Here is a 23,312-nt window from a genome sequence, read left to right as displayed (position 1 = left end):
GAGAAAGCAGTAAAACAACCGTCTCAGGGCGCCGAGACGACTTTCGCTCCGCGCCCTTGAGTAGACCCCTGAAAAATCGGCAGGAGACAGAACAAAGCGGTACTCAAGGCTTCGTTCTTGCTCCATATGCCGACACTACAGCGTCCTGGTCACCATCTCGACGCGGAAGCACTCGATGACGTCGCCGGCGCGCATGTCCTCGTAGTTCTGGAAGGCCATGCCGCATTCCTGGCCGGCCGGAACTTCCGAAACTTCGTCCTTGAAGCGCTTCAGGGTCTTCAGCGTGCCTTCGTGGATGACGACATTGTCGCGGATCAGGCGCACGCCCGCACCACGCTCGACCTTGCCTTCGGTGACACGGCAGCCGGCGATCTTGCCGACCTTGGTGATGTCGAAGATTTCGAGGATCTCGGCATTGCCGATGAAGGTCTCGCGACGCTCCGGCGAGAGCAGGCCGGAGAGCGCCGCTTTCACATCATCGACCAGATTGTAGATGATCGAATAGTAGCGGATCTCGATGCCTGCCGCAGCCGCGGCTGCGCGGGCCTGCGCGTTGGCGCGAACGTTGAAGCCGATGATCGCAGCCCCCGAGGTTTCCGCCAGCGACACGTCGCTTTCGGTGATGCCGCCAGCTCCCGCATGGACGATGCGCGCGCGCACCTCGTCGGTGCCGAGATTGTCGAGCGCTGCGTTGATCGCCTCGATCGAACCCTGCACGTCGCCCTTGATGACCAGCGGGAATTCCTTCAATCCGCTGGTCTGCAATTGCGACATCATCTGTTCAAGCGAGCCGCGCTGGCCGGCATGTCTGGCCACCGCCTTCTCGCGCGCCAGACGCTGGCGATATTCGGTGATCTCGCGGGCTCGGGCCTCGTTGTTGACAACGGCGAAGCGGTCGCCGGCCAGCGGCGTACCTTGCAGACCGAGGACTTCCACCGGCATTGCCGGCCGCGCTTCCTTGACCTGCTCGCCGCGATCATTGACGAGCGCGCGTACCCGGCCCCATTCGTTGCCGGCGACGAGAATGTCGCCCGGCATCAACGTGCCGGTCTGCACCAGCACGGTAGCGACCGGGCCGCGGCCCTTGTCGAGCTGGGCTTCGATGACCACGCCTTCGGCGGTGCGATCCGGATTGGCCTTCAGGTCGAGGATTTCGGCCTGCAGCAGGATCGCTTCGAGCAACTTGTCGAGATTGATGCCCTTGGTCGCCGACACCTCGACATCCAGCACCTCGCCGCCCATGGATTCGACGAACACCTCGTGGCGCAGCAGTTCCGAGCGCACCTTCTGCGGATCGGCGTCATGCTTGTCGATCTTGTTGATCGCCACGATTATCGGAACGCCGGCCGCCTTGGCGTGATTGATCGATTCGATCGTCTGCGGCATGACGCTGTCGTCGGCTGCCACCACGAGGATGGCGATATCGGTCGCCTGGGCACCGCGGGCACGCATCGCCGTGAAGGCGGCGTGGCCGGGCGTGTCTATGAACGTGATCTTGTGACCGTTCTTCTCGACCTGATAAGCGCCGATATGCTGGGTAATGCCGCCGGCTTCGCCGGACACGACGTTGGCATTGCGGATGGCATCGAGCAACGAGGTCTTGCCGTGATCGACATGGCCCATGATCGTTACCACCGGCGGACGCGGCTGCAGGTCCTCGGGACGATCCGCGATGTTGAACAAGCCCTCTTCGATGTCGGACTCGGCGACGCGGCGGACCGTGTGGCCAAATTCGGTGGCGACCAGTTCGGCCGTGTCGGCGTCGATGACGTCTCCAGGCTTCAGGATCTGGCCCTGCTTCATGAAGAACTTGACCACGTCGACAGCGCGCTCGGACATGCGCTGCGCCAGCTCCTGGATGGTGATGGTTTCGGGCAGGATCACTTCACGCATGACTTTCTCGCGTGGCTCGTTATGCAACGCGCGCTTGAATTTCTCCTGACGACGGCGCATCGACGAGAGCGAGCGGGCGCGCGCATCCTCGTCGGAAAGAGCCGAATTCAGCGTCAGCTTGCCGCGGCGGCGGTCTTCCTCGCCCTTGGTCGGCTTGGCAGGACGCGCCACTTCGGGCGTGACCAGACGGCGCACTGGTGCACCGGCACCGGTCCGCTTCGGCTTGACCTCTTCCTCGTCATCGACTGTCGCCAGTTCGGCGGCGAGCGGCGCACGGCGGCGCGCCTCTTCCTCGGCACGGCGGCGGGATTCGGCCTCGGCTTGCAGCCGTGCCTCTTCCTCGGCCTGACGGCGAGCCGATTCCTCGCGCTCGCGGCGGCGGCGCTCTTCGTCCTCGCTGCGGCGCTTGGCCTCCTCGATGGCGCGCTGGCGATCCTCGACGTCGCGGACCTTCGAGCCCTCGAGAGCCCGGCGGCGTGCTTCCATTTCCTGGCGCGACAACTCGTTCAGCACCATGCCGCCGCGTTCGAGCGGCGGAGGAGGCGGCGGCGCCTTGGGAGCTTCCTGCACGGCAGGCGCTGCCGCGACCGGCTTCGGCGTGAAAACGGACACAGGCGCTGCCGCCGGCTCCGGCTTGTCGCCAGGCAGCGAGAACTTGCGCTTCTTGGTCTCGACGACCACCGACTTGGTGCGGCCATGCGAGAAGTTCTGGCGCACCGTGCCCTGTTCCATACCGGGGCGCTTCAGCGTCAAGGTCTTCTTCGGCGTAACACTCAGCGTCTTGTCGTCGCCCGATTTCGTATCGCTCATTCCATATCCTCTGCGGCATCATCTTCGTCAGCAACGGCCGCAAGCATTGCCAGATCGTCCGGGGAACCGCCCCGATATCGGTCGAGCGCAACCATGCGCTTCTGGACCGCCCTGCCCGCGTCTCCCGCGAGAACGGCAGCATGTATCACATTTGAACCCCCCAATGCCAAGCTCAACTCGGCCTCGGAGAAAAGTTTATAAGCGCGGATCGCAGGCCCGCCGAGGTGGACCGTTGCCCGTCGCGCCTGGCTTATCTTGCGGACGCCATCGTCGGAAGCCTCGGTCGCGTGGAGCACGAAAAGTGCAAGTCCGCCGCGCACGGCGCTCTCGACCTTGGTCGCTCCGAGCGCTATGGCGCCCGCCTTGCGGGCCAAGCCAAGCATGCCCAGAGCGGACCTGGAAAGCAGCGCGTCGACCATACCGCCAAGATCGGCTGGCACGCTCACCTGCGCCTTGAAAGCACGGGCAAACAGGTTTTTCGCCGCTGCCTTGTCTATATGTAGGCGGTCGGCCGTCACCCAGCAACCGCGGCCGGGCAGGTTTCTCTTGATGTCCGGAACGACGGCCGAATCCGGGCCGACGACGAAACGGATCAGTTCATCCGGTTCGGCTTGCCTGCGGGTGACGATGCAGGTGCGATCGTTCATCTCGTCCAAGGGCGGGTTCGGTGCGATGCGGTTTCACCTCACGCACCGACGGTTTCGTCGGCCGGCACGCCCTCGGCGGCAAGCTCGTCTTCGGTGATCCAGCCAGCCTTCAGGCGAGCCGCCAGGACCATCTGCTCGGCATCGGCGCGTGATACGCCATGGTTGGCGAGCACACCCGGGAATACCTTCGTCTCGCCGTCCTTGCGTTCTTTCCAACCGGTCAGGTCGTCGGCGGCGTAGCCGGCGAAATCCTCGATCGTCTTCACGCCGTCCTCGCCGAGCGTCACCATCATGGCGGTGGTGATGCCGGGAATCTCGCGCAATTCGTCCTTGACGCCGAGGGCCTTGCGCTTCTCGTCGTGCTCGGCTTCGATCTTCTCCAGATATTCGCGGGCGCGGGTCTGGATTTCCGAAGCCGTGTCCTCGTCGAAGCCGTCGATCGACGCGATTTCGCCGGAATCGACATACGCGACTTCCTCGACGCTGGTGAAGCCTTCGGAAGCGAGCACCTGGCCGACCATCTCGTCGACGTCGAGGGCTTCCATGAACAGCGACGACCGTTCGACGAATTCCTTCTGGCGGCGTTCGCTCTCTTCCTGCTCGGTCAGGATGTCGATATCCCAGCCGGTGAGCTGCGAGGCAAGACGGACGTTCTGGCCGCGGCGGCCAATGGCCAGCGACAGCTGATCGTCGGGAACGACGACCTCGATGCGCTCGGCATCCTCGTCGAGCACGACCTTGGCGACTTCCGCCGGCTGCAATGCATTGACAATGAAGGACGCCGCCGAAGGCGACCACGGAATGATGTCGATCTTCTCGCCCTGCAATTCACCGACGACCGCCTGGACGCGGCTGCCGCGCATACCGACGCAGGCACCGACCGGATCGATGGAGCTGTCGCGCGAGATGACAGCGATCTTGGCGCGCGAACCCGGATCGCGGGCGACCGACTTGATCTCGATGATGCCGTCGTAGATTTCCGGCACTTCCATGGTGAACAGCTTCGCCATGAACTGCGGATGGGTGCGCGACAGGAAGATCTGCGGACCGCGCTGTTCGCGGCGCACGTCATAGACATAGGCACGGACGCGATCGCCATACTTGTAGTTTTCGCGCGGAATCAGCTCGTCGCGGCGGATGATCGCTTCGCCGCGGCCGAGATCGACGATGACGTTGCCGTATTCGACGCGCTTGACGGTGCCGTTGACGATCTCGCCGATACGGTCCTTGTATTCGTCATATTGTCGGTCGCGCTCGGCCTCGCGCACCTTCTGCACGATGACCTGCTTGGCCGACTGGGCGGCGATGCGGCCGAAATCCATCGGCGGCAGCTGTTCGGCGATGAAATCGCCGAGCTGGGCGTCCGGATTTCGCTCGCGCGCCGAGGAAATGGCAATCTGGGACGCGTAGTCGTCGACCTTCTCGACCACTTCCATCAGCCGCTGCAGCTTCATCTCGCCGGTATTCGGATTGATATCCGCCCGGATATTGGTTTCCTGGCCGTAGCGCGAGCGCGCGGCCTTCTGGATCGCATCGGCCATGGCGGCGATGACGATCGACTTGTCGATCGACTTTTCACGCGCGACCGCATCGGCGATCTGCAGCAGTTCAAGCCTGTTGGCGCTTACAACCATCTTCTTTCTCCCGAGCTTGTCGCCGACCTTACCGCCGGCAGCCCAATCACATTTCCTGTTCGGTTTCGTCTTCCGCACCCGCTGGTGCGTCTTCGGGTTCGCCGCGGCGTTTCCTGGCTTCCTTGCGCGCCCGGTTGTCCTTCGACAGTGCATCGCGGATAAGATCGTCGGTCAGAACCAGCCGCGCTTCGGCAATCGCATCGTAGGGAACACGCACCGTCGGCTCCTCGCCGTAAGCGGCCTTGTCGCGCTCGATCACCACACCGTCCGCGTCGCTTTCGGCGATCTTGCCCTTGAAGCGCTTGCGGTCGGCGACGAGAACAGACGTCTCCATCTTCACCAGATGGCCGGCCCAGGCTGCAAAGTCCGATTTGCGGACCAGCGGCCGGTCGATGCCCGGCGACGACACTTCGAGATGATAAGCCTTCTCGATCGGATCATCGACATCGAGCGCCGGCGACACCGCCCGGCTGACCTCTTCACAATCCTCGACCGTCATGGTGCCGTCCTCGCGCTCGGCCATGATCTGCAGCGTCAGCCCGTTCTGGCCCGACAGGTGCACACGTACCAAGCGGAAGCCAATGGCGCGCAGTACCGGCTGAACGATCAGCGCGATGCGCGCATCGATGCCGCTTTCGCGGATGATGCGGTCGTCGCCTTCGCTTGCCGTCACTGTCATTCGGTCCTGTCACTCGATTTCGGTTGGTCGGCAGGTAATAAAAAAGAGCGGGACCGGGTGGACCCACTCTTCGTCATACCGACCAAGAATTTGAAGCTGATATAGACGATCGTGGTTCTCGTTTCAAGCCCGTCGTGCATGACGGCAAGGCTCCGAGTCCGCAGCGCTGCGCCAAATGCATGGCGCCCATGCAGTTATCCCCCTTTGAGCACCGGCCACGCACGACTATCTATGTTGCATTGCACAATTGGAGCGCTCACTGCGCTCGAAAGGGTACGATCATGAACAATCGTGGATTTTTTTCAGCCATAGGCGATGTCTTTAGCGTGTTCGGCAGCGCCGTAGCAGCGTCGCGGGCTGTGGAAAACGGTCGCAAGCCGCGTGCGCATGATCTGCGCAATCTCGGCATGGAGCCGGCAGCCTTCGACAAGATCCGTCGCTTCTGAGCCAAGTGAGCGCCGAGAGCCTTCGGCCGCTCGCCTTGTGCTCAGCTCTAATTTCCCGCTTATTTTCGCACGAAGGTCAGATAGGCGGGCCGTCGGCCTTCGCGAATGGCCTTGGCCTCATAGCGCGTCCCCGGCCAGCCATCATAGGGCCGATGCCAGTCGGCTGCTTCGCTCGCCTGCCACGTGAAGGCGCCGTGCGCCCGGCAATGCAGGAGCGTCCAGTTCACATAGCTGTCGATGTCGGACGCAAAGTGGAACTTTCCGCCGTGCTTCAGGACGCGCGCGAAGCGGTCGAGATTGACCGGGCTGACTAAGCGCCGCTTCCAGTGCTTCTTCTTCGGCCACGGATCCGGATAGAGGAGGTCAATGCCGTCAAGCGAAGCCTGCGGCAGCCAGTCCAGCAGGCGCGTGGCGTCGTCATCATAGACGCGCAGATTGGCAAGCGGCCGCTCCCGGACCGCCATCATCATCTTGGCCATCCCGTTGACGAAAGGTTCGACGCCGATAAAGCCGGTCGCCTGGCTGGCCGTAGCACGGTGCAGAAGATGTTCGCCGCCGCCAAAACCGATTTCGAGCTGGACAGCGGAAACTCCGGCTTCGAAAAGGCTGCGCAGATCGGCCGGCGGTTCAACCGTCAGATCGAGCTTGTAGGCGGCAAAGCCGCTCTCCAGCGCCGCTGCCTGCTGTGGTCGAATGGTCTTGCCGCGCCGGCGACCGAAAAACGCCTCGGTCGCACGGCTTGGCCGGTCCTTCGGGTCCATAGGCGCCGCGGTTAGGCGGCGACTGCTTCGGCGACCGGTTCGGCGAGAGCGTCCTTGAGCGCCTTGGCGAGATCGGTCTTCTCCCAGGAGAAGGATCCGTCGCGGCCGGCCTTGCGGCCAAAATGGCCGTAAGACGACGTCTTGGCATAGATCGGCTTGTTGAGATCGAGGTGGCGGCGGATGCCGGACGGCGACAGGTCCATCACGGTGCGCAGTGCACGCTCGAGCTTTGCCTCGTCGACCTTGCCGGTGCCGTGGAGGTCGACGTAGATCGACAGCGGCTGGGCGACACCGATCGCATAGGAAAGCTGGATAGTGCAGCGATCGGCGAGCTTCGCGGCAACCACGTTCTTGGCGAGATAGCGCGCCGCATAGGCGGCCGAGCGGTCGACCTTGGTGGTGTCCTTGCCGGAGAAAGCGCCGCCGCCATGGGGCGCAGCCCCACCGTAGGTGTCGACGATGATCTTGCGGCCGGTCAGCCCGGCGTCGCCGTCGGGCCCGCCGATGACGAACTTGCCGGTCGGGTTGATGTACCAGTTGCAATTGTCGGCGATCTTCAGGTCGCCCAGTGCTTCGCGAATATAGGGCTCGACGACGTTGCGCACCTTCTTCGAATCCCATGTCTCATCGAGATGCTGGGTCGACAGCACGATCTGCGTCACTTCCGCCGCTTTGCCGTCGACATAGCGGACCGTGACCTGGCTCTTGGCATCCGGCCCGAGCCGGCCTGCATCACCGCTGCCTTCATGGCGCGCAGCGGCCAGCAATTCGAGGATCTTGTGGCTGTAATAGATCGGCGCAGGCATCAGGTCCGGGGTTTCGCGGCAGGCATAGCCAAACATGATGCCCTGGTCGCCGGCTCCCTCCTCACCTTGCCGGTCGGAGGCGTTGTCCACGCCTTGGCCGATATCCGGCGACTGGCCGTGCAGCAGGACCTCGATCTTGGCCGTCTTCCAGTGGAAGCCGGCCTGCTCGTAGCCGATTTCGCGGATTGCCTTGCGGGCGACCGACTTGAACTTGGCCGGGTTGACAATCGGATGGCCGGCCGCATCCTTCAGGACATTGCCCTCCTTGTCCTTCTTGAGCAGCGTCTCGGGGACGCGCACCTCGCCGGCGATGACAACGCGATTGGTTGTCGCAAGCGTCTCGCAGGCAACGCGGACCTTCCACGGGTCCATGCCGGTCTTTCTGGCTTCGCGATAGACGAGATCGACAATCTCGTCGGAGATGCGGTCGCAGACCTTGTCGGGATGGCCCTCGGCAACAGATTCCGAGGTGAAGAAGTAATTGTGCCGCGTCACGGGTGTCCCCTCTTGAAAAAATATCGGCAGGCCGCCGATTTTGGCGCGCCAGTTGTTAACGGTGCCGGGCGCCGCTCGTCAAGCCATGCAGCCGTTCTGGCATGAATTTTGACGTTATTTATCTTTGCATCCCGAGACGGCGGCAGGGCGCACTGCGATCAGCCCTTGCGCCAACAGACTGAGGGAAAACGGCGTCGAGGAAGCGTGTCGAGCAAAATCGATCCGCGCTTTAGCGCATCGGCGGAATGCACATCCCTCGATGCAGGCAAGCGCGAGAAATTGCGTGCCCAGCGACGACGAACTCTACCTCTTGAACTCTTCGCGAGCCAGTCAATCGACCTCGTCGGTGGAGAGCGACTTCACAAGCTCAATGATCTTACGGCGCACTTTCACGTCGGCGATCTTGACGAAGGCGCGGTTCAGCTGGAGCCCTTCCGGGCTGCCGCAGAATTCGACGGCGGAGGTCATCGACGCATCCTCGGCAAATCCACGGTTGCCCACGGGCTCCTGACCGGGCGCATCCTCGAAAAAGAAGGCGACGGGCACGCCGAGTATGGAGGCGATTGCCTGCAAACGGCTGGCGCCGACGCGATTGGTGCCTTTTTCGTACTTTTGGATCTGCTGGAACGTTATGCCGAGGTTTTCGCCCAGTTTTTCCTGGCTCATTCCCAGCATATTGCGGCGAAGCCGGATGCGGCTTCCGACGTGGATGTCGATCGGATTCGGCTTTTTCTTGTTTTCTTCTGTCATTTTGTCCTCGCCGAATTTTTCCGGCTTTTTCTATTTTGCTGCCCAAACGACGCCGCGGCCCGTGCCCCAACAGAACGACCTTATCGACTTCGAAAATTTTCAGGCGCTTACAGTATGAGTTTCTAATGTGTCGGCTGTCAATTCGCCCGTAGCCTTTGCCTTACGTTCAAAATGCATGCCGCTAGGGCGAGCAAAAACATGATCAGCATTCCGTTAATGCGTCGTTGGCTGGAGGAAACGATGGCTTGGTTGGAGATCGGCACACGCACATCGATGGCGCCGCGTGCATCGATTGCCAGCGCGTCGACGATGCGGCCGCGCGGGTCGACAACGGCCGAAATGCCGTTATTAGCCGCGCGCAACAGGGGTACCCCATTCTCCACCGCCCGGATCTGCGCCTGCCTGAAGTGCTGGTACGGCCCTGGCGTGTCGCCGAACCAGGCGTCATTGGTGACGTTCACAATAAGCTCGGCTGACGTTGCGTCAACCGCGACGAGATCGGAGAAGATGACCTCATAGCAAATAAATGGCAGCGCTCGGATACCGCCGGGCAGCGTGATCGGGTGCCGCTCATTGCCCGCCGCGAAGGTCATCGGACCGGCAACAAGCTGCTCAAGCCCGAAGCGGCCGAGCAGATCGGCGAAAGGCAGATATTCGCCGAAGGGCACCAGGTGGACCTTGTCCACGGCATCGACGATTTCGCCCCTGTCGTCGATCGCCACGACCGAGTTGTAGTAACGGCTGCGGGCCGCCGAGCCGCCTTCCTCGCGAACGACGCCGGCAACCAGCATCTGGCCATCGCCAAGCATCTCTCCGATGGCAGGCAAGGCATCCGGACGTTCGGTGAACAGAAACGGCACGGAGGTCTCCGGCCACAGGATCAATTGCGGCCTGTCATGGCCGGGTTCCGGTGCCTTGGCCGAAAGCCCCATCATGGTGGCGAAGATGCGGTCACGCACCGAGGCATCCCATTTTTCCGTGAGATCGACGGCAGGTTGCACGATACGGACGTCGAGGCTATGGGCCGCCGGTTTTTCGGGGGCGGCGAGCCGGATATAGCCGAAGCCGGCATGGGCGGCGACGAGAACGACAAGCAACGCCGCGCCGAGGCGAAGATGCTGGCGCGCCGCAAGCAGCGCCGGCAGCGCGAAGACGAAGACCGCCAGCGCGTTCATGCCGACCATGCCGGTCACCGAGACGCTCTGCATCAGCAAAGGCACCGGCATCGCCGCATAGCCGACGGCATTCCACGGAAAGCCGGTGAACAGGAAGCCGCGCAGCCATTCCGCCAGCGCAAAGCCGAAGGCGAGCGCGGCGATGCGGCCGATGTCGTTGCTCCACAACAGCCGGGCAACCACGGCAGCGAAACCGTAAAAGAAGGCCAGCGCGAGGGGGATGCCGACCACCGCGAACGGCAAGGCCCAGGCAAAGCTGTCGGCCTCGACCAGAAGCGCCGAGCCGACCCACCAGAGACCGGCAAGAAAGTAGCCGAAACCGAACCACCAGCCGACGGCGAAAGCCGGCCGCAAGCGCCGCAGAAAACCGTCCGAGGCTTCGCCGGTCGCGCCATCGAGAAGCCACACCAGCAGTGGGAACGAAACGAAGCAGACGGCGAAGAAATCGTAAGGCGCCTGGGCAAGAACCGCCAGCGCCCCGGCAAGAAACGCCACCAGCGCGCGCCGCCAGCCCCAAAGCAGAATTATCCGGCCGGCCTGGCGCTCCATCAATGCTTCCGAGTCGTGCGAATCAGGAAGCAAGATTTATCAGGCCGCGGGCTTGGCTCCAAACAAACCCTAAGCCTGCTCGGTGCGGACGGCGCGGCGCCGCCGCTCGCCCTTCAGGGTCTCGACGATGCGCACGCGCTTGACGCGGCGCGGATCGGCGTCGAGCACATGGAACTCGAAGCCGGGTATGGCCTGCACCACTTCGCCGCGCGCCGGCACCCGGCCAAGCGTGTTGAAGATCATGCCGCCGATCGTGTCGACATATTCGCCGTGCTCGCCGGCGGCGAAATCCTCGCCGATCATCTTGGCGACATCGTCGATCTCGGCCTTGCCGTCGACGATGAAGACGCCTTCGCCGGCCTGTGTAATCATCGGCTCGTCCTCGTCGTGCTCGTCCTCGATGTCGCCGACTACCATCTCGACGATGTCCTCGAGCGAGACGAGGCCGTCGGTGCCGCCATATTCGTCGATGACCAGCGCCATCTGGGTGCGCGTCGTCTGCATTCGCCCCATCAGGTCGGAGGCGAGCATCGACGGCGGCACGAACAGCACCGGTCGGATCAGGTTGAGATCGCCGATGGTGCGCGCCAGATCGACCTGGGCGAGATCGAGAACCGTCGCGACCGGGGTTTTCCTGGTCGTCCTGCCCTTTCTGACGCGGGCGACCTTGGTGATATGCGCCAGCACGTCGCGGATATGAACCATGCCGCGCGGGTCGTCGAGCGTCTCCGAATAAACCGGCATGCGGGAGTGGCCGGACTGTTCGAACAGCCCCAGAAGATCGCCGAGCTTCGTCGTGATCTCGACCGCCTCGATGTCGGCGCGCGGCACCATGACGTCCTCGACCCGCACTTCGCGCAGGCGCAGGATGTTGTTGAGCATGGCGCGTTCGCCGGGCGAGAAGGATTCTGCATCGCTCGCCGTTTCGGCAAGCGCACCGGCAATCTCCTCGCGCAGGCTGGTGCCGTTGCGGTGCCTGAAAAGCCCGAGCACGCGATCGAACAGGGAAGGACCGGCAGGCGATGCCTCGCTGGCGAAGCTGCCGGTCGTGGTACTCGGACTCGAGCCCTCTTCCGTCGTTTCGGAAGGCTTGATCGCACTGCCGGCGTCGGAGCGGGCGGCAGTCTCTGGTTTGTCGTTCATCATCGTCCGGTCAATTGGTCTTTTGTAATTACGTGTAGGGATCGGGAATGGCAAGCCTCGCAAGTGCTGCGCGCTCTGTCGCTTCCATCAGGTCCGCTTCGGCATCCGTTTCGTGATCATAGCCCAGCAAATGCAGCAGGCCATGGATGACGAGATGGGAGATATGGTCCTCGACGGGCTTGTCTTCCAGTGCCGCCTCGCGCGCGACAGTCTCGGCGGCCAGCACAATGTCGCCGAGCATCGGCGGCAGAGGCCCGCCCCTGGCAAAGGGAAAAGCCGGAAAAGACAGCACGTTGGTCGGCTTGTCCTTGCCGCGCCAGCCGGCATTGAGCGTACGGATATGGGCATCGTCGGAAAAGACGATGCTGAGCTCGGAACGACCGTCCGCACCGGTTTCGGCAAAGGCGGCCGATACGGCGTGGTCGACCAGCCGCGTCAGCGTCGTCTCGCCGGGCCAGTCGCCCGCTTCTATGGCGATATCGATCTCGACGGGAAGCGGCCCTCCCGCCTTTTGCTTCTCAGCCATGCGGCCGCATAATCATATCAGCTTTCGACACCCAAGCCCCTGGCCAGCTTGCCGTCACGGTCGTAGGCCTTGACGATCTCGGCGACCAGCGGATGTCTGACGACGTCGCCTTCATTGAAGCGGACCGTCACCATGCCGGTAACGCCGTCGAGAATTCTCAGCGCCTCGACCAGGCCGGACTTGGTGTTCGGCGGCAGATCGATCTGGGTCGGATCACCGGTGACGATCATGCGCGAGTTCTCGCCGAGCCGGGTCAGGAACATCTTCATCTGCATCGGCGTGGTGTTCTGCGCCTCGTCGAGGATGACGGCGGCATGCGCCAGCGTACGGCCGCGCATGAACGCCAGCGGCGCGATCTCGATGACCTCGGCGGCAATCGCCCGTTCGACCTTGTCGGCCGGCATCATGTCGTAGAGTGCATCATAGAGCGGCCGCAGATAGGGATCGACCTTCTCCTTCATGTCGCCCGGCAGAAAGCCAAGCCGTTCGCCGGCCTCGACCGCAGGGCGCGACAGCACAATGCGTTCGACCATGCCGCGTTCGAGCAGCATTGCCGCGTGCGCCACCGCCAGGTAGGTCTTTCCGGTGCCGGCCGGGCCGATGCCGAAGACGAGTTCCGACCGCTCCAGCGCGCGCATATAGGCGTCCTGGTTCAGCGAGCGGGCATAGATGGTCTTCTTGCGTGTCGATATCTGGGCGGCGGACACCTTGCCCTTGCGCTCCAGCGTCGGCAGCGTCAGCTGGTCGTCGGTGGCGATCGCCATGCGCACCGCGCCGTCGACATCGGACTGGCCGATATCAGTGCCTTTCTGCAGAATGCCGTAAAGATTGTCCAAGGCGCGGCGTGCCTGCTCGGCGGCCGAGGAAGAGCCCTTGATGGTCAATTGGTTGCCACGCGAGCGGATGTCGACGCCGAGCTTCTGCTCGAGCCTGGCCAGATTCTCGTCGAACTGGCCGTAAAGGGCGCTGGCAAGCTTGTTATTGTCGAAAGTCAGTACGATGTGCGCCATATCCGAGGCCCCGGAGGGTAGATTCTGGGGCAGGTTCTTGACTTCAGCAGCGCTCAACCGTCTCTCCTCATCTGCCGAGGCCTTCAGGCCAATTCGGCGAACAGGCTGTTGTAGCCCGTCTTCGTGATTCGTACCTGGATAATGTCACCGATTTCGCCAGCCTTTTCATCAACAATAACCGGCTGCAGCCACGGCGAGCGGCCAACCTTCTGGCCGGCCTGGCGGCCCGGCTTTTCGATCAACGTGTCGATGGTCCTGCCGACCAGGCTTGCGCCGAAATGCTGCTGCTGTTTCAGAAGCAGTGCTTGCAATCGCTGCAGGCGCTCGTCCTTGACAGCCTCCGGCACCTGATCGTTCATTTCGGCGCCCGGCGTGCCGGGCCGCGGAGAGTATTTGAACGAGAAGGCCGAGGCATAGTTGACGTCTTCCACCAACTGCATCGTCGCCTCGAAATCCGCTTCCGTCTCACCGGGAAAGCCGACGATAAAATCGCCGGACAGTGCGATGTCGTTCCGCGCGGCACGGATGCGGTCGATCAACGTCAGGTAGTCCTTGGCCATATGCCTGCGGTTCATCGCCTTGAGTATGCGGTCGGAGCCGGATTGCACCGGTAAATGTAGATAGGGCATCAGCGTAGGCAAATCACGATGGGCGGCGATCAATTCATCGTCCATGTCGCGCGGATGGCTGGTCGTGTAGCGCAGCCGCGCCAGACCTGGAATCTCTGCGAGCCTGAACAGCAGCCGGCCAAGGCCCCATTCCTCGCAGTCTTCGCCTCTTCCATGCCAGGCGTTGACGTTCTGGCCGAGCAGCGTCACCTCGCGCACGCCGGCATCCGCCAAGCGCTCGGCCTCGGCGACGATCTGTGCCACCGGCCGCGAGACTTCCGAGCCGCGCGTATAGGGCACGACACAGAAGGTGCAGAACTTGTCGCAGCCTTCCTGAACGGTCAAGAACGCCGTCACGCCGCGCCTGATCAGTTCGGCGCGCTTGGGCTGCGGCAGATGTTCGAACTTGTCCTCGACGGCATAGTCGGTCTCGACGATCTTTTCTCCGCTCCGCGCCTTCGCCAGCACAGCGGGCAGCCGGTGGTAGGTCTGCGGGCCGATGACCAGATCGACCACCGGCGAGCGACGGATGATCTCGGCGCCCTCGGCCTGCGCCACGCAGCCGGCGACGCCGACCAGCATTTCGCGCCCGGCCTTGGCACGTTCCGCCTTCAACTCACGGATGCGCCCAAGTTCGGAATAGACCTTTTCGGCCGCTTTCTCGCGGATGTGGCAGGTGTTGAGCAGCACCAGATCGGCCTCGCCAACGGCGTCTGTCGCGACATAGCCGTCGGTCGCCAGAGCATCGGTCATGCGCTGCGAATCGTAGACGTTCATCTGGCAGCCATAGGTCTTGACGAAGACCTTCCTGGTCGCGGCAGGCGGAACGACCAGGTCTTCGGCGGCAGCGCCGATGTCGTCGCGTTCTATCGTGTTCAATTCCATTTCGCGGCTTCTAGCGCCTTTCCCTGACAAAAAACAGACGAATCTGGCCGGTACCGCGCAGACTACCGGCTCGGGCGCGGTTCGGCGAGCGCCGCCTGCACCATCTCGCGCACCTGGCGTTCCATCTGCTTTGCCGTCTCCTTGCGGCTGGAGCCCTTGGAGAAAGCAATCGCTTCGCCAAAATGCACCTCGACGTCGAGAGCGCCCTCGGCCATCAGCACCTTGAGGTGCGGCATCAGTTCCTCATCGCCGATCCAGGCGGCAACCGGCCGATGCCGGCGGCCGAGTGGCACGCCATGCAGGCGCGTATAAACGATCGCCACCGGCTGGATGAAGACCTGTTCGGCCGCCCCTTCAGCAATCGCCATCGTAGCGGCGCCGAACAGTGTGCTCTTGAACGGCAGGATCATGTTGCCGTCGCCGGTCGAGCCTTCGGCGAACAGCACCATGGCGTCCCCCTTGGCCATCCGGCGGGCGATCTCGCTCGCCTGGTCGCCCGACGAACGTTTGCGCTCACGTTCGATGAAGACGGTGCGTTGCAGCTTCGACAGCATGCCGATCAGCGGCCAGCCTGCCATGTCGGCCCTGGCGATGAACGTCACGTCGACCATCGATCCCAGCACCATGATGTCGGTCCAGGAGATGTGGTTGGCAGCAATCAGCAATGGGCGTTGGCCGGATGGCGCGCCTTTGACATGGATGCGCAGCCCGAGCGCCCTGACGATCATCCTGTGCCAGATCTTCAGGATGAAGGTCTCGCGCCAGAGCCCGGTCTTCATCGACAAGACCTGCAGCGGCACAAGCACCAATGAGCCGACGACAACCAGCCCCAGCGCCAGGAAAATCCTGATTTTTCCTATCATCCGCACCACCCCGGCGTTTGGCTAGCGAAGATCGCGGCGCATGACAAGCGCGCCGGTCGGGCCGTGCTCCGGCGACTTGTAATAGTTGGCGCGCTTGCCGACCTCGCGGAAGCCGAGCCGCCGGTAGAGCGCGATCGCGGCGACGTTGGTCTCGTCGACCTCAAGGAAAAGCGCCTCGGCGCGCTGTGCGTGCAGTTCACGCAGCACCGCATCCATCAATTGCCAGCCGAGCCCCCGGCGCCGGTGCGAGCGTGCCACTGCGACCGTCAGGATCTCCCCCTCGCCGGCGGCCAGCCGCGCCAGCACGAAGCCGACCGGCGGCTTGGCACCCTGTCCGGTCTCGCGCGCGGCATAGCCGAACACCGTGTCCTGCTCGAGCAGCGCGGCGAATTCGTCGTCGGTCCACGGCCGCGCGAAATCCTCGCGATGCAGCACCGACATGGCCGCGCTGTCGGCAACCGTCAGCGGCTCGATCGCATAGTCCCTGCGACGCGGCTGGAGGAATGGAATGCGCATCAGTTTTTTTGCCTGGATAGAACAAAGCCGGCCTGCGGCTTGGCGTCGGCGCCCCGCAGATAAAGCGGTTTCGGCTTTTCGCCCTCGCCGTGTTTACCGGCACCTTGGGCCGCGGCCAGCCGCGCATAGACAGCGATGTCGGCGGTGGCCGCCGTCCCGCCGAGATCGAAGCTGCGTCCGGCCGCCGCGGCAATTTGGGTTGCCGCCGTGCCGGCGAGAGCAGCAGATCTGTCGACCGCCATGGCTGCGGCGTGCGAGAGTGTGGTCACAGCCGGACCATAGATCAGAACCGACCTCTCATCGTAAAGTGCCGCATGGATCTCCTCGCGGCCTGCATCGAGCGCTGCGAGCACGGCGCGGCGGGGAAATATCGCTGCGGTCTCTGCCGCCAGTGCCTCCAGAGTCGTCACGCCGATCGCCGGGATTTTCAGCGCCAGCGCCAGGCCGCGCGCCGCCGAGACGCCGACACGCAGTCCGGTGAAGGAGCCCGGACCGGTTGAAACGGCAATGGCGCCGAGGCTGGCATAATCGCTTCCGGCCGCCTTCAACGCGCCTTCGATGACACCCATCAGATGCTCGGCATGACCCTTGCCGAGATCGAGCACCGAACGGCCGAGTTCTTTCCCGGCCGCCGCGTCGTAGACGCAGGCGGCGCAGAGATTGGCGGCACAGTCGATGGCAAGCAACTTCATGAAGCGGCCGGTTGAGACAGTTTCGAAAACAGCTTCCCTCTGCCCGCCAGAGCTGATCCCCGCAAGGGAATAATAGATAAATCGTCAGGCGACTTGGCTTCGGCGCGGGTCCAAGAATGTAAGTTCCAACGCACCCAATCGCCACAATAGGTATCGGAACTAGCCGACCTGCGCGAAACGCAGCAGGTGATTGTCCCAGACATAGTCCGGCTCGGAACGTATCGAGCCACCGGACTCGACGATATCGCCGGCGCCGGTCGTCGCCATGAAGCTTTCCCCATCGGGCGCAACGCCGCAAACCTCGACCAGCGCCTTGGTGGCGACGATGCGGCCGCTGCCCGTGTCGATCACGGCAAGCGAATTCCCCTCAGGCGAAGACACGGCGATGGTGCCGGCGGCAGGGTTGGCCGCGACCGAGCCGATATAGTTCCTGAAGCCGGAGAGCACGTCCTGCGACATGTCGAGCAATTTCAAGTCCATGCCGCGCGGCGCGCGGCCGACCAGCGGGGGACGATCGGTACCCGGCCCCCTGTACTGACAGCCGAACCAGACGGTGCCGGACCGGTCGGCATCCATATGGCGGATCGACAGTTGGTGCAGCGCCGGCGGCAATTCGTGCTTTTCGGTGAGATCGCCGGTCAGGCGGTCGACCAGAACATAGGAAGGCTTCATCGTCGCGATGTTGAGCTCGGCGCGGCCATAATCCGGATGCGTCTCGATGCCGCCATTGGCGACAGCGATTGTCCTGCCGTCGGAGAGAAGCAGAAGTTCGTGCGGCCCCATGCCGTAGGTCGGGATCTCGCCGATACGCTTGAATTTCGCATGCGCGTCATAGACGCCGACGACGCCGGCGGCATTGTCGAAATCGTTCTCGGTTGCGTAGAGCAGCGTGCCATCGGCCGAAAACACGCCATGGCCGAAGAAATGCCGGCCGGCAGCGCTGGCAATGGTGTGCGGTTCATCGCGGCCGGTATGGTCGAAGACGACAGCAAAGGTGCCCGGCTGCCTGGCAAACACCACCGAACGCTTAGACACCGGGTCGAAGGTAACGTCGTGGCCCCGATCGGGCAGATCGATCGTGTGCAACAACTTTCCGGCCTCGGACAGGACCGCCGCGCCATAGCTGCCGTCGCGCTTGACGAAAGCCGTGGCGAAGACCGCGTCGGCGTCGAGTGTATTTGCCCAGGCCGACGGCGCCATCGCCGCCACCAAACCAGCGCCCGCGGCCCTCAGGAAATCGCGCCGATCGATCAGCGGCGTCCTCATGATCAGTCGCCATCCAGTGACGAGAACCCGGCGGTCAGGCCGAATTCGGCGGTCAGCCTGGTGCCGATCAGGGTCGTCAGGCTGGATGTCACCAGTGCGAAGTAGTCGAGCTTCTGGCGCAATGTCGGATCGGCTAGTGCCTTGTCGACCGGACCCCTGATCGCCTTGGCGGCCTCGATCCCGTTGGTGAATTGGATGTGGACCGATTCCGCCATCCAGCGTGCATCAGGCGGCAGCGCATCGCCAAGCTGGGAGGCCTGGAACAGCGCATCCATGCCCGCCAGATTGCCGGTCAGCGAGCGTGCGGTGTTCTGCGAGCGCCAATAAATCGCCTGTTTCGGTTTGTCGGTCTCCGGCTTGGCGCCCAGGAAGCCTTTCAGGCGCACGTCGCGAACCATTTCCAACTCGTTGATGAAGACGCCGACCAGTTCGGTCACCGCTTCAGTTCCGTCGTGATAGAGCGCGTTCTGCGGACCGGGATTGGCCCAGAGCGCGGCAAAGCCGTCGGGCTTGTTCCAGGCCTCGCCGACCTCGCCGGCAATCGTCTCGACATTGCCGGCAATGGCTGCACCATAGGCGCAGCGATAGGCGTCGCCCTTGCCGGCCAATTGACCGGCGCCATCGCCGTAGAGCACGAACTCCAATGCGCCGAGCCCTTGCATGGCGACACTCTTTGTCGCCAGTTGAGCCGGATCGGCGGCCGCCGGATCCTTGCCGGCCAGTGCTGCCTGCACCTGCTTCAGGCCGATGCTCTTGCGGTCCGGCCAAAACAGCATGCGCTCAAGCCGGTTGTTTTCGGCGATCGGCCCGAAACGGATGATTTCCACCACCGACCAGGCATCCACGACGCCTGAGAATTCGGCGCGTGCCGCATCGAGAGTATCTTGCGAAGGCGCCTGGCAAAGCGCGTGCATGGTCTTGGCCAAGCTGTCCGCATGGTCATGCAGCCTGGCATAGGCCGGGCGGACGAAGCCGTCGATCGCCCGCTGGATCACATCCGAAGCCTTCACCGCGGCGGATGCCGGCAGCGCATCGGCGAGGACCAGCATCAGCGCGAGTGCAAGACGCTTCCGCATCAGAGCGACTCCAGAAACTTGATCAGCGCGGCGCGTTCGGCCGCATTGGTAGCGGCAAAGCGGTCACGCGCCCTCTGGCCCTCGCCGCCATGCCACAGGATTGCCTCGGCCAGGCTGCGTGCGCGCCCGTCATGCAGGAAGAAGGTGTTGCCGCTGACGGTCTGGGTGAGCCCGATGCCCCACAGCGGCGGCGTGCGCCATTCGCTTCCCGTGGCCTCGCCCACCGCCTGTCCGTCGGCAAGGCCGGGTCCCATGTCATGCAGCAGGAAATCGGAATAAGGCCAGATCAGCTGGAAGGCCTGCGCCTTGTTCGGGGTGCCGCGACGGGTGACGAATTTCGGCGTATGGCAGGAGATGCAGCCCATCTCGTAGAACAGTTTTTTGCCGGCGAGCACGTCTGGTCTATCGAGATCGCGCCGAGCCGGCACGGCAAGGTTTTGCGAATAGAAGGTCACGAGGTCCACGACCGGCGGCGGCGCTTCGACCGGACCGAGGCGCTCCTGAACACCGTTGGGTAGGGCAAGGCAGGTCTTTTCTGCGGCGCTGCAATCGCCCCAGTGCCTCGGCACCTCAGGCGTCGAAATGCCGATATCGCCGGCAAAAGCGTCTGCCGATTGCTGACGGATCGAAGCCGCCTGCGCCTTCCAGCCGAAACGGCCGAGCGTCAGTTCACCGCTGCTGCTGTCGCGTATTATGTTGGGCCTGCCGGAAATCCCGTCACCATCGCGGTCGGTCGCATCGGCATGCGCAAGGATGTCGGCAGGAGCGATCTGCTCCACCAGGCCAAGGCCGATCATCGGCGGTGTCATGCGCGGCGACAGCGTGGTGTGCGGATCGAGCCGCCCGTAGGCGAGACCCTCGACCGAATAGCTCGGCTTGCGCAGCGACACGACGCTGCCGTCCGCCAGTTTTACTTTTTGCTCCTGATAATCGACATGCATCCTGCCTTCGCCCTGCAGGCCGGGAACGGCTAGCTCCTGAAGTTGTGTGCCATAGACCGGGTCGGGAAAGTTGAGCACCTTGTGATCGGCGAGCGCGGCTTTCTCCTCATCTGTACTGGCTTCCCTTGCCAGGCGCAGGAACATCGAGGTGGTGCCGCTGTCGCCTTCGGGTGGATGGCCGCGGCCGTCCTTCAGATGACAGTTCTGGCAGGCGCGCTCGTTGAACAGCGGACCGAGCCCGTCCGAGGCCTGCGTCGAGGATGGCGACGACACCCAGTTCTTGCGGAAAATGGCGTTGCCGAGCTTGAAGGTACCCTCTTCCTCGAAGCTGATGTTGGCAGAGGATTGCGAAAAGGCGTCCTTGTTGACGTCCTTCTTCGAGGTGCCGGCGCCGCCCTGCATCAGCTCGAATTGCTCGGGCTTGGAGAAATCGCCGGTCGGCCTGGTGATGGCGATGACGCGCGCCAGATCCTTCGGCGTCAGATCGGTGCGGCTGGTGGCAAGCCCCGCCGGTTGCGGCGCTCCGGCCAGCGCCGAGGCTGTGAGCGTCGCCACCACGGCAAGAAGAGGGCCGCGAAGGATACCGTATCGCGGCTTCTTCTGAGCCGGCAGGCCGCAACCTTCGGCCGGCAAGCGGCGCAAGCAATCTAGAGGGCGCCGCATTCCGGCATGTCCTTATTCCGCCTCGTCGGCCGACGCCGCGTTGAGTTGGCCGTACTTTTCCTCGCCGATGGAGGCGAGCAGGTCGAGTTGCGTCTCGAGGAAGTCGATGTGACCTTCCTCGTCAGCCAGCAATTCCTCGAACAGCTTCATCGTCACGTAGTCGCCTGCTTCGTTGCAAACCTCGCGCGAACGCTTGTAGGCGGTGCGTGCGTCATATTCGCCGGCAAGATCGGATTCGAGCACTTCCTTGACATTCTGCCCGATACGCAGCGGCGCCACGGACTGCAGGTTCGGATGGCCCTCGAGGAAGATGATGCGCGCCACGAGCCGGTCTGCATGGTGCATTTCTTCGATCGATTCAGCGCGTTCCTTCTTGGCCAGCTTGGCGTATCCCCAGTCCTCCAGCAGCCGGAAATGCACCCAATATTGATTGACCGCTCCAAGTTCCAGAAACAGAGCCTCGTTAAGCCGCTCTATGATCTGCTGTTCGCCTTTCATGGGTTCTGCTCCCGTATTGGACGCGCAGGCCTCTGACGCGATCCAGGTGTGAAACGATGTCGACGCCGCTCGCCGCCGAGCGGGTGTGATAATTTTCGGTGACCCGAATGATCGTTTCGACCACATTTGGGAAGCAGCCGCAACAGCGACCGCGCTTGTGCATGGCATGATAGACCTTCGCCGGCACGATCAGCTGCCAGGGGTCCTCATCCAGCAGTCCGACGATCGTCTGCTCTATCTCCTTTTCGGTGATGATGTTGCAATGGCAAATCAGCATTTGTCGCTCTGGCTAACGGCGCTCATTGCGCCGCGTGGCTGTTGATTTCGACGTTTACTGGAACACCTTGTCCGGTGAATCGAGGCTGTCCGAGCCCTCGAAGGCGATGGCATTGAGCTTCAGGGTGCCGACGGCGCGTTCGATCGACTTGGTCTGATCGACCAGCGCGTCGATCGCCGCCTGCACGGTGGCGTTGCCGTCAGCGTTACCCTCGGCGATCTGCTGGTCATAGGCTTCGCCGGCAAGCGCCCGCGCCTTGATGGCCTCCATCTTGGCGATGGTGACATCCAGTTTAGCCGACAATTCCTTGTCGATCGCCGGATCGGCCGCCTTGACCATGTCGGCCACCGACGGCCCCTCGACGACAGTGCCGTCAAGCCGCGTGTAGCTGCCGTGATAGGCGGCACGGATGCCGATCGCATCGTAGAGATGGGAGTTGTAGGTGTTGTCGGAGAAGCAATCGTGCTCCTCTTCCGGATCGTGCAGCAAAAGGCCAAGTTTCATCCGCTCGCCGGCGAGTTCGCCATAGGACAGCGAGCCCATGCCGGTGAAGATGGTCGAAATGGCGGCGTTCGGCTCGCCATCGACAAGGTTCTTGCGGGCAGCGCCGCCTGCCTTCCAGTCGTCGACCATATCCTTTAGATCGGAAACCAGAAGGTCGCTCGCCGATTTCAGGTACCGCGCCCGACGGTCGCAATTGCCGCCGGTGCAATTGGCGAGGTCGTAATCGGTGTAGGGCCGCTCGCCGGCGCCCGGACCGGTTCCGTGCAGGTCCTGACCCCAAAGCAGGAATTCGATGGCGTGATAGCCGGTCGCCACATTAGCCTCGATACCGCCGGCCTCCTGCAGGGTGCCGGAGAGGAACTCCGGCGTCAGATTGGTGGCGTCGACCTTCTTGCCGTTGATCTCGATCGACTTATTGGCGATCACATTGGCGGTGTATAAAGCGTTGGCATCCGACTCGGTGCCGTAGCTCTTGGCGACATAGTCGATCAAGCCCTCGTCGAGCGGCCAGGAGTTCACTTTGCCTTCCCAGTCGTCGACGATGGCATTGCCGAAGCGATAGACCTCGGTCTGCTGATAGGGAACGCGCGATGCCTTCCAGGCCTCGCGGGCGGCGTTCAGCGTCTCGGCCGATGGCTTGGCGAGCAGCGCATCGACAGCCTTGTCGAGCGCCTCGGCCGTGATCAGCGAATCCTCGTATTTGGCGAGCGCGATGTCGGAATAAGTCTTGACGACCGCCTTGACATCGGTTTGTGCCTTGGCCGGCAGCACGAACACAGCCGCCGTGAGCATCGCGGTGGCGCCGATCGCCGCAAGCCTGCCGCCATACCGTGCCGTGATCATCGTTCTCATGACTGTCTCTCCTCGGGAATCAATGAAATGCCGGCGCCGCGGCGGCAGCTGCCAGCGGGCAAAGAAGGGTCACGCCATCGCGCGGTTCGCGGAAGAAAGACACCGAAATGCCTCCAATCGAAAGGGTTCAAGGCCCAGACATCAAAGGGATGCGCTGACGCGCGAGCTTCCATAAAACGGCGAAGACACCGGATGTCAACTGGTGGCGTAGAAAAAATTCAATTGAAACAACAGTTTAGAATTATTCTAAACTAGAACTGTCAACTTTAACACCGATGTATAGGAATGCCGGCGCATGACGCGGTTGAGAGGCGGCCGTTCCGGGTGCGACCCGGATCGGCGCTCTT

At 63.0% G+C, this 23,312-nt stretch carries 22 protein-coding genes; 1 reads left to right on the top strand and 21 read right to left on the bottom strand.

Features of this window, described 5'->3' with window-relative positions; genetic code table 11:
- Positions 1–135 precede the first annotated feature (135 nt).
- Genes infB through rimP form a run of 4 tightly spaced genes read right to left on the bottom strand, consistent with a single transcriptional unit; the run spans position 136 to position 5,663 of the window.
- On the bottom strand, positions 136–2,703 hold the full coding sequence (gene infB, locus NKI79_RS06005; protein ID WP_352800446.1) for a translation initiation factor IF-2: 2,568 nt from the start codon (positions 2,701–2,703) through the stop codon (positions 136–138).
- Positions 2,700–3,350, bottom strand: a complete 651-nt coding sequence (locus tag NKI79_RS06000; RefSeq protein ID WP_352800444.1) for an RNA-binding protein — start codon at positions 3,348–3,350, stop codon at positions 2,700–2,702. The genes infB and NKI79_RS06000 overlap by 4 nt, the downstream gene beginning before the upstream one ends.
- A 38-nt stretch (positions 3,351–3,388) precedes the next feature.
- Positions 3,389–4,984 carry a transcription termination factor NusA gene (nusA, locus tag NKI79_RS05995; RefSeq protein WP_352800442.1) on the bottom strand — a complete coding sequence of 532 codons (1,596 nt, stop codon included), beginning with the start codon at positions 4,982–4,984 and terminating at the stop codon, positions 3,389–3,391.
- A gap of 46 nt (positions 4,985–5,030) precedes the next feature.
- Positions 5,031–5,663 (bottom strand): ribosome maturation factor RimP, encoded by a 633-nt coding sequence (rimP, locus tag NKI79_RS05990; protein ID WP_254816265.1) that lies wholly within the window; start codon positions 5,661–5,663, stop codon positions 5,031–5,033.
- A 281-nt stretch (positions 5,664–5,944) separates the two neighbouring features.
- On the opposite strand from rimP, the gene NKI79_RS05985 reads away from it, so the two are divergent.
- The gene (locus NKI79_RS05985; RefSeq protein WP_254816264.1) at positions 5,945–6,109 is read left to right on the top strand and encodes a hypothetical protein; all 165 of its coding nucleotides are present in this window, start codon (positions 5,945–5,947) and stop codon (positions 6,107–6,109) included.
- A 59-nt stretch (positions 6,110–6,168) separates the two neighbouring features.
- Here NKI79_RS05985 and trmB read toward each other — a convergent pair whose 3' ends face one another.
- The 17 genes from trmB to NKI79_RS05900 form a co-directional block, all read right to left on the bottom strand.
- Positions 6,169–6,870 carry a tRNA (guanine(46)-N(7))-methyltransferase TrmB gene (trmB, locus tag NKI79_RS05980; RefSeq protein ID WP_352800439.1) on the bottom strand — a complete coding sequence of 234 codons (702 nt, stop codon included), beginning with the start codon at positions 6,868–6,870 and terminating at the stop codon, positions 6,169–6,171.
- A gap of 11 nt (positions 6,871–6,881) precedes the next feature.
- The gene (gene metK / locus NKI79_RS05975; RefSeq protein WP_023719567.1) at positions 6,882–8,171 is read right to left on the bottom strand and encodes a methionine adenosyltransferase; all 1,290 of its coding nucleotides are present in this window, start codon (positions 8,169–8,171) and stop codon (positions 6,882–6,884) included.
- Positions 8,172–8,501: 330 nt separating this feature from the next.
- The gene (locus NKI79_RS05970) at positions 8,502–8,921 is read right to left on the bottom strand and encodes a helix-turn-helix domain-containing protein (protein ID WP_023676895.1); all 420 of its coding nucleotides are present in this window, start codon (positions 8,919–8,921) and stop codon (positions 8,502–8,504) included.
- Between the two features lie 137 nt (positions 8,922–9,058).
- Positions 9,059–10,645 (bottom strand): apolipoprotein N-acyltransferase, encoded by a 1,587-nt coding sequence (gene lnt, locus NKI79_RS05965; protein ID WP_352800437.1) that lies wholly within the window; start codon positions 10,643–10,645, stop codon positions 9,059–9,061.
- 69 nt (positions 10,646–10,714) lie between these two features.
- Entirely contained in the window at positions 10,715–11,788 is a 1,074-nt protein-coding gene (locus NKI79_RS05960) for a hemolysin family protein (protein WP_254816261.1), read from the bottom strand.
- A gap of 28 nt (positions 11,789–11,816) precedes the next feature.
- Entirely contained in the window at positions 11,817–12,314 is a 498-nt protein-coding gene (ybeY, locus tag NKI79_RS05955; RefSeq protein WP_352800434.1) for an rRNA maturation RNase YbeY, read from the bottom strand.
- Between the two features lie 17 nt (positions 12,315–12,331).
- Positions 12,332–13,324: a PhoH family protein gene (locus NKI79_RS05950; RefSeq protein ID WP_352464821.1), complete on the bottom strand. Its 993-nt coding sequence runs from the start codon at positions 13,322–13,324 to the stop codon at positions 12,332–12,334.
- 83 nt (positions 13,325–13,407) lie between these two features.
- A complete protein-coding gene (gene miaB / locus NKI79_RS05945) occupies positions 13,408–14,817 on the bottom strand; it encodes a tRNA (N6-isopentenyl adenosine(37)-C2)-methylthiotransferase MiaB (protein WP_352800432.1) in 1,410 nt (469 codons plus the stop codon).
- A gap of 62 nt (positions 14,818–14,879) precedes the next feature.
- On the bottom strand, positions 14,880–15,680 hold the full coding sequence (gene olsA / locus NKI79_RS05940; RefSeq protein ID WP_352800430.1) for a lyso-ornithine lipid O-acyltransferase: 801 nt from the start codon (positions 15,678–15,680) through the stop codon (positions 14,880–14,882).
- Between the two features lie 21 nt (positions 15,681–15,701).
- Positions 15,702–16,196 (bottom strand): ribosomal protein S18-alanine N-acetyltransferase, encoded by a 495-nt coding sequence (gene rimI / locus NKI79_RS05935; RefSeq protein ID WP_254816257.1) that lies wholly within the window; start codon positions 16,194–16,196, stop codon positions 15,702–15,704.
- Positions 16,196–16,888, bottom strand: coding sequence for a tRNA (adenosine(37)-N6)-threonylcarbamoyltransferase complex dimerization subunit type 1 TsaB (gene tsaB / locus NKI79_RS05930; protein WP_352800428.1), 693 nt, complete (start codon positions 16,886–16,888; stop codon positions 16,196–16,198). The genes rimI and tsaB overlap by 1 nt, the downstream gene beginning before the upstream one ends.
- Before the next feature lie 159 nt (positions 16,889–17,047).
- Entirely contained in the window at positions 17,048–18,154 is a 1,107-nt protein-coding gene (locus NKI79_RS05925) for a DUF1513 domain-containing protein (protein ID WP_352800426.1), read from the bottom strand.
- 2 nt (positions 18,155–18,156) lie between these two features.
- On the bottom strand, positions 18,157–19,230 hold the full coding sequence (locus NKI79_RS05920) for an imelysin family protein (protein WP_352800424.1): 1,074 nt from the start codon (positions 19,228–19,230) through the stop codon (positions 18,157–18,159).
- The gene (locus NKI79_RS05915) at positions 19,230–20,834 is read right to left on the bottom strand and encodes a di-heme oxidoreductase family protein (protein WP_352800422.1); all 1,605 of its coding nucleotides are present in this window, start codon (positions 20,832–20,834) and stop codon (positions 19,230–19,232) included. The genes NKI79_RS05920 and NKI79_RS05915 overlap by 1 nt, the downstream gene beginning before the upstream one ends.
- A gap of 12 nt (positions 20,835–20,846) precedes the next feature.
- Positions 20,847–21,332: a bacterioferritin gene (gene bfr, locus NKI79_RS05910; protein ID WP_023676883.1), complete on the bottom strand. Its 486-nt coding sequence runs from the start codon at positions 21,330–21,332 to the stop codon at positions 20,847–20,849.
- Positions 21,298–21,609: a (2Fe-2S)-binding protein gene (locus NKI79_RS05905; protein ID WP_254816251.1), complete on the bottom strand. Its 312-nt coding sequence runs from the start codon at positions 21,607–21,609 to the stop codon at positions 21,298–21,300. Before NKI79_RS05905 ends, bfr begins: the two co-directional genes overlap by 35 nt.
- A gap of 54 nt (positions 21,610–21,663) precedes the next feature.
- Positions 21,664–22,956, bottom strand: coding sequence for an imelysin family protein (locus NKI79_RS05900; RefSeq protein WP_352800607.1), 1,293 nt, complete (start codon positions 22,954–22,956; stop codon positions 21,664–21,666).
- Positions 22,957–23,312 lie beyond the last annotated feature (356 nt).

The organism is Mesorhizobium sp. M0340 (assembly GCF_040321535.1).
Lineage (GTDB): Bacteria > Pseudomonadota > Alphaproteobacteria > Rhizobiales > Rhizobiaceae > Mesorhizobium.
This window is presented reverse-complemented; position numbering and strand designations above follow the sequence as displayed.

Excerpts from the sequence above, each read along its gene's own strand:
- ybeY (WP_352800434.1), bottom strand. The coding sequence starts at position 12,314 with ATGGCTGAGAAGCAAAAGGCGGGAGGGCCGCTTCCCGTCGAGATCGAT.
- lnt (WP_352800437.1), bottom strand. The coding sequence starts at position 10,645 with ATGGAGCGCCAGGCCGGCCGGATAATTCTGCTTTGGGGCTGGCGGCGC.
- NKI79_RS06000 (WP_352800444.1), bottom strand. The coding sequence starts at position 3,350 with ATGAACGATCGCACCTGCATCGTCACCCGCAGGCAAGCCGAACCGGAT.
- NKI79_RS05915 (WP_352800422.1), bottom strand. The coding sequence starts at position 20,834 with ATGCGGCGCCCTCTAGATTGCTTGCGCCGCTTGCCGGCCGAAGGTTGC.
- NKI79_RS05900 (WP_352800607.1), bottom strand. The coding sequence starts at position 22,956 with ATGATCACGGCACGGTATGGCGGCAGGCTTGCGGCGATCGGCGCCACC.
- tsaB (WP_352800428.1), bottom strand. The coding sequence starts at position 16,888 with ATGAAGTTGCTTGCCATCGACTGTGCCGCCAATCTCTGCGCCGCCTGC.
- NKI79_RS05925 (WP_352800426.1), bottom strand. The coding sequence starts at position 18,154 with ATGAGGACGCCGCTGATCGATCGGCGCGATTTCCTGAGGGCCGCGGGC.
- rimP (WP_254816265.1), bottom strand. The coding sequence starts at position 5,663 with ATGACAGTGACGGCAAGCGAAGGCGACGACCGCATCATCCGCGAAAGC.
- NKI79_RS05960 (WP_254816261.1), bottom strand. The coding sequence starts at position 11,788 with ATGAACGACAAACCAGAGACTGCCGCCCGCTCCGACGCCGGCAGTGCG.
- olsA (WP_352800430.1), bottom strand. The coding sequence starts at position 15,680 with ATGATAGGAAAAATCAGGATTTTCCTGGCGCTGGGGCTGGTTGTCGTC.
- infB (WP_352800446.1), bottom strand. The coding sequence starts at position 2,703 with ATGAGCGATACGAAATCGGGCGACGACAAGACGCTGAGTGTTACGCCG.
- NKI79_RS05905 (WP_254816251.1), bottom strand. The coding sequence starts at position 21,609 with ATGCTGATTTGCCATTGCAACATCATCACCGAAAAGGAGATAGAGCAG.
- NKI79_RS05985 (WP_254816264.1), top strand. The coding sequence starts at position 5,945 with ATGAACAATCGTGGATTTTTTTCAGCCATAGGCGATGTCTTTAGCGTG.
- rimI (WP_254816257.1), bottom strand. The coding sequence starts at position 16,196 with ATGCGCATTCCATTCCTCCAGCCGCGTCGCAGGGACTATGCGATCGAG.
- miaB (WP_352800432.1), bottom strand. The coding sequence starts at position 14,817 with ATGGAATTGAACACGATAGAACGCGACGACATCGGCGCTGCCGCCGAA.
- bfr (WP_023676883.1), bottom strand. The coding sequence starts at position 21,332 with ATGAAAGGCGAACAGCAGATCATAGAGCGGCTTAACGAGGCTCTGTTT.
- NKI79_RS05950 (WP_352464821.1), bottom strand. The coding sequence starts at position 13,324 with ATGGCGCACATCGTACTGACTTTCGACAATAACAAGCTTGCCAGCGCC.
- NKI79_RS05970 (WP_023676895.1), bottom strand. The coding sequence starts at position 8,921 with ATGACAGAAGAAAACAAGAAAAAGCCGAATCCGATCGACATCCACGTC.
- NKI79_RS05920 (WP_352800424.1), bottom strand. The coding sequence starts at position 19,230 with ATGCGGAAGCGTCTTGCACTCGCGCTGATGCTGGTCCTCGCCGATGCG.
- trmB (WP_352800439.1), bottom strand. The coding sequence starts at position 6,870 with ATGGACCCGAAGGACCGGCCAAGCCGTGCGACCGAGGCGTTTTTCGGT.
- nusA (WP_352800442.1), bottom strand. The coding sequence starts at position 4,984 with ATGGTTGTAAGCGCCAACAGGCTTGAACTGCTGCAGATCGCCGATGCG.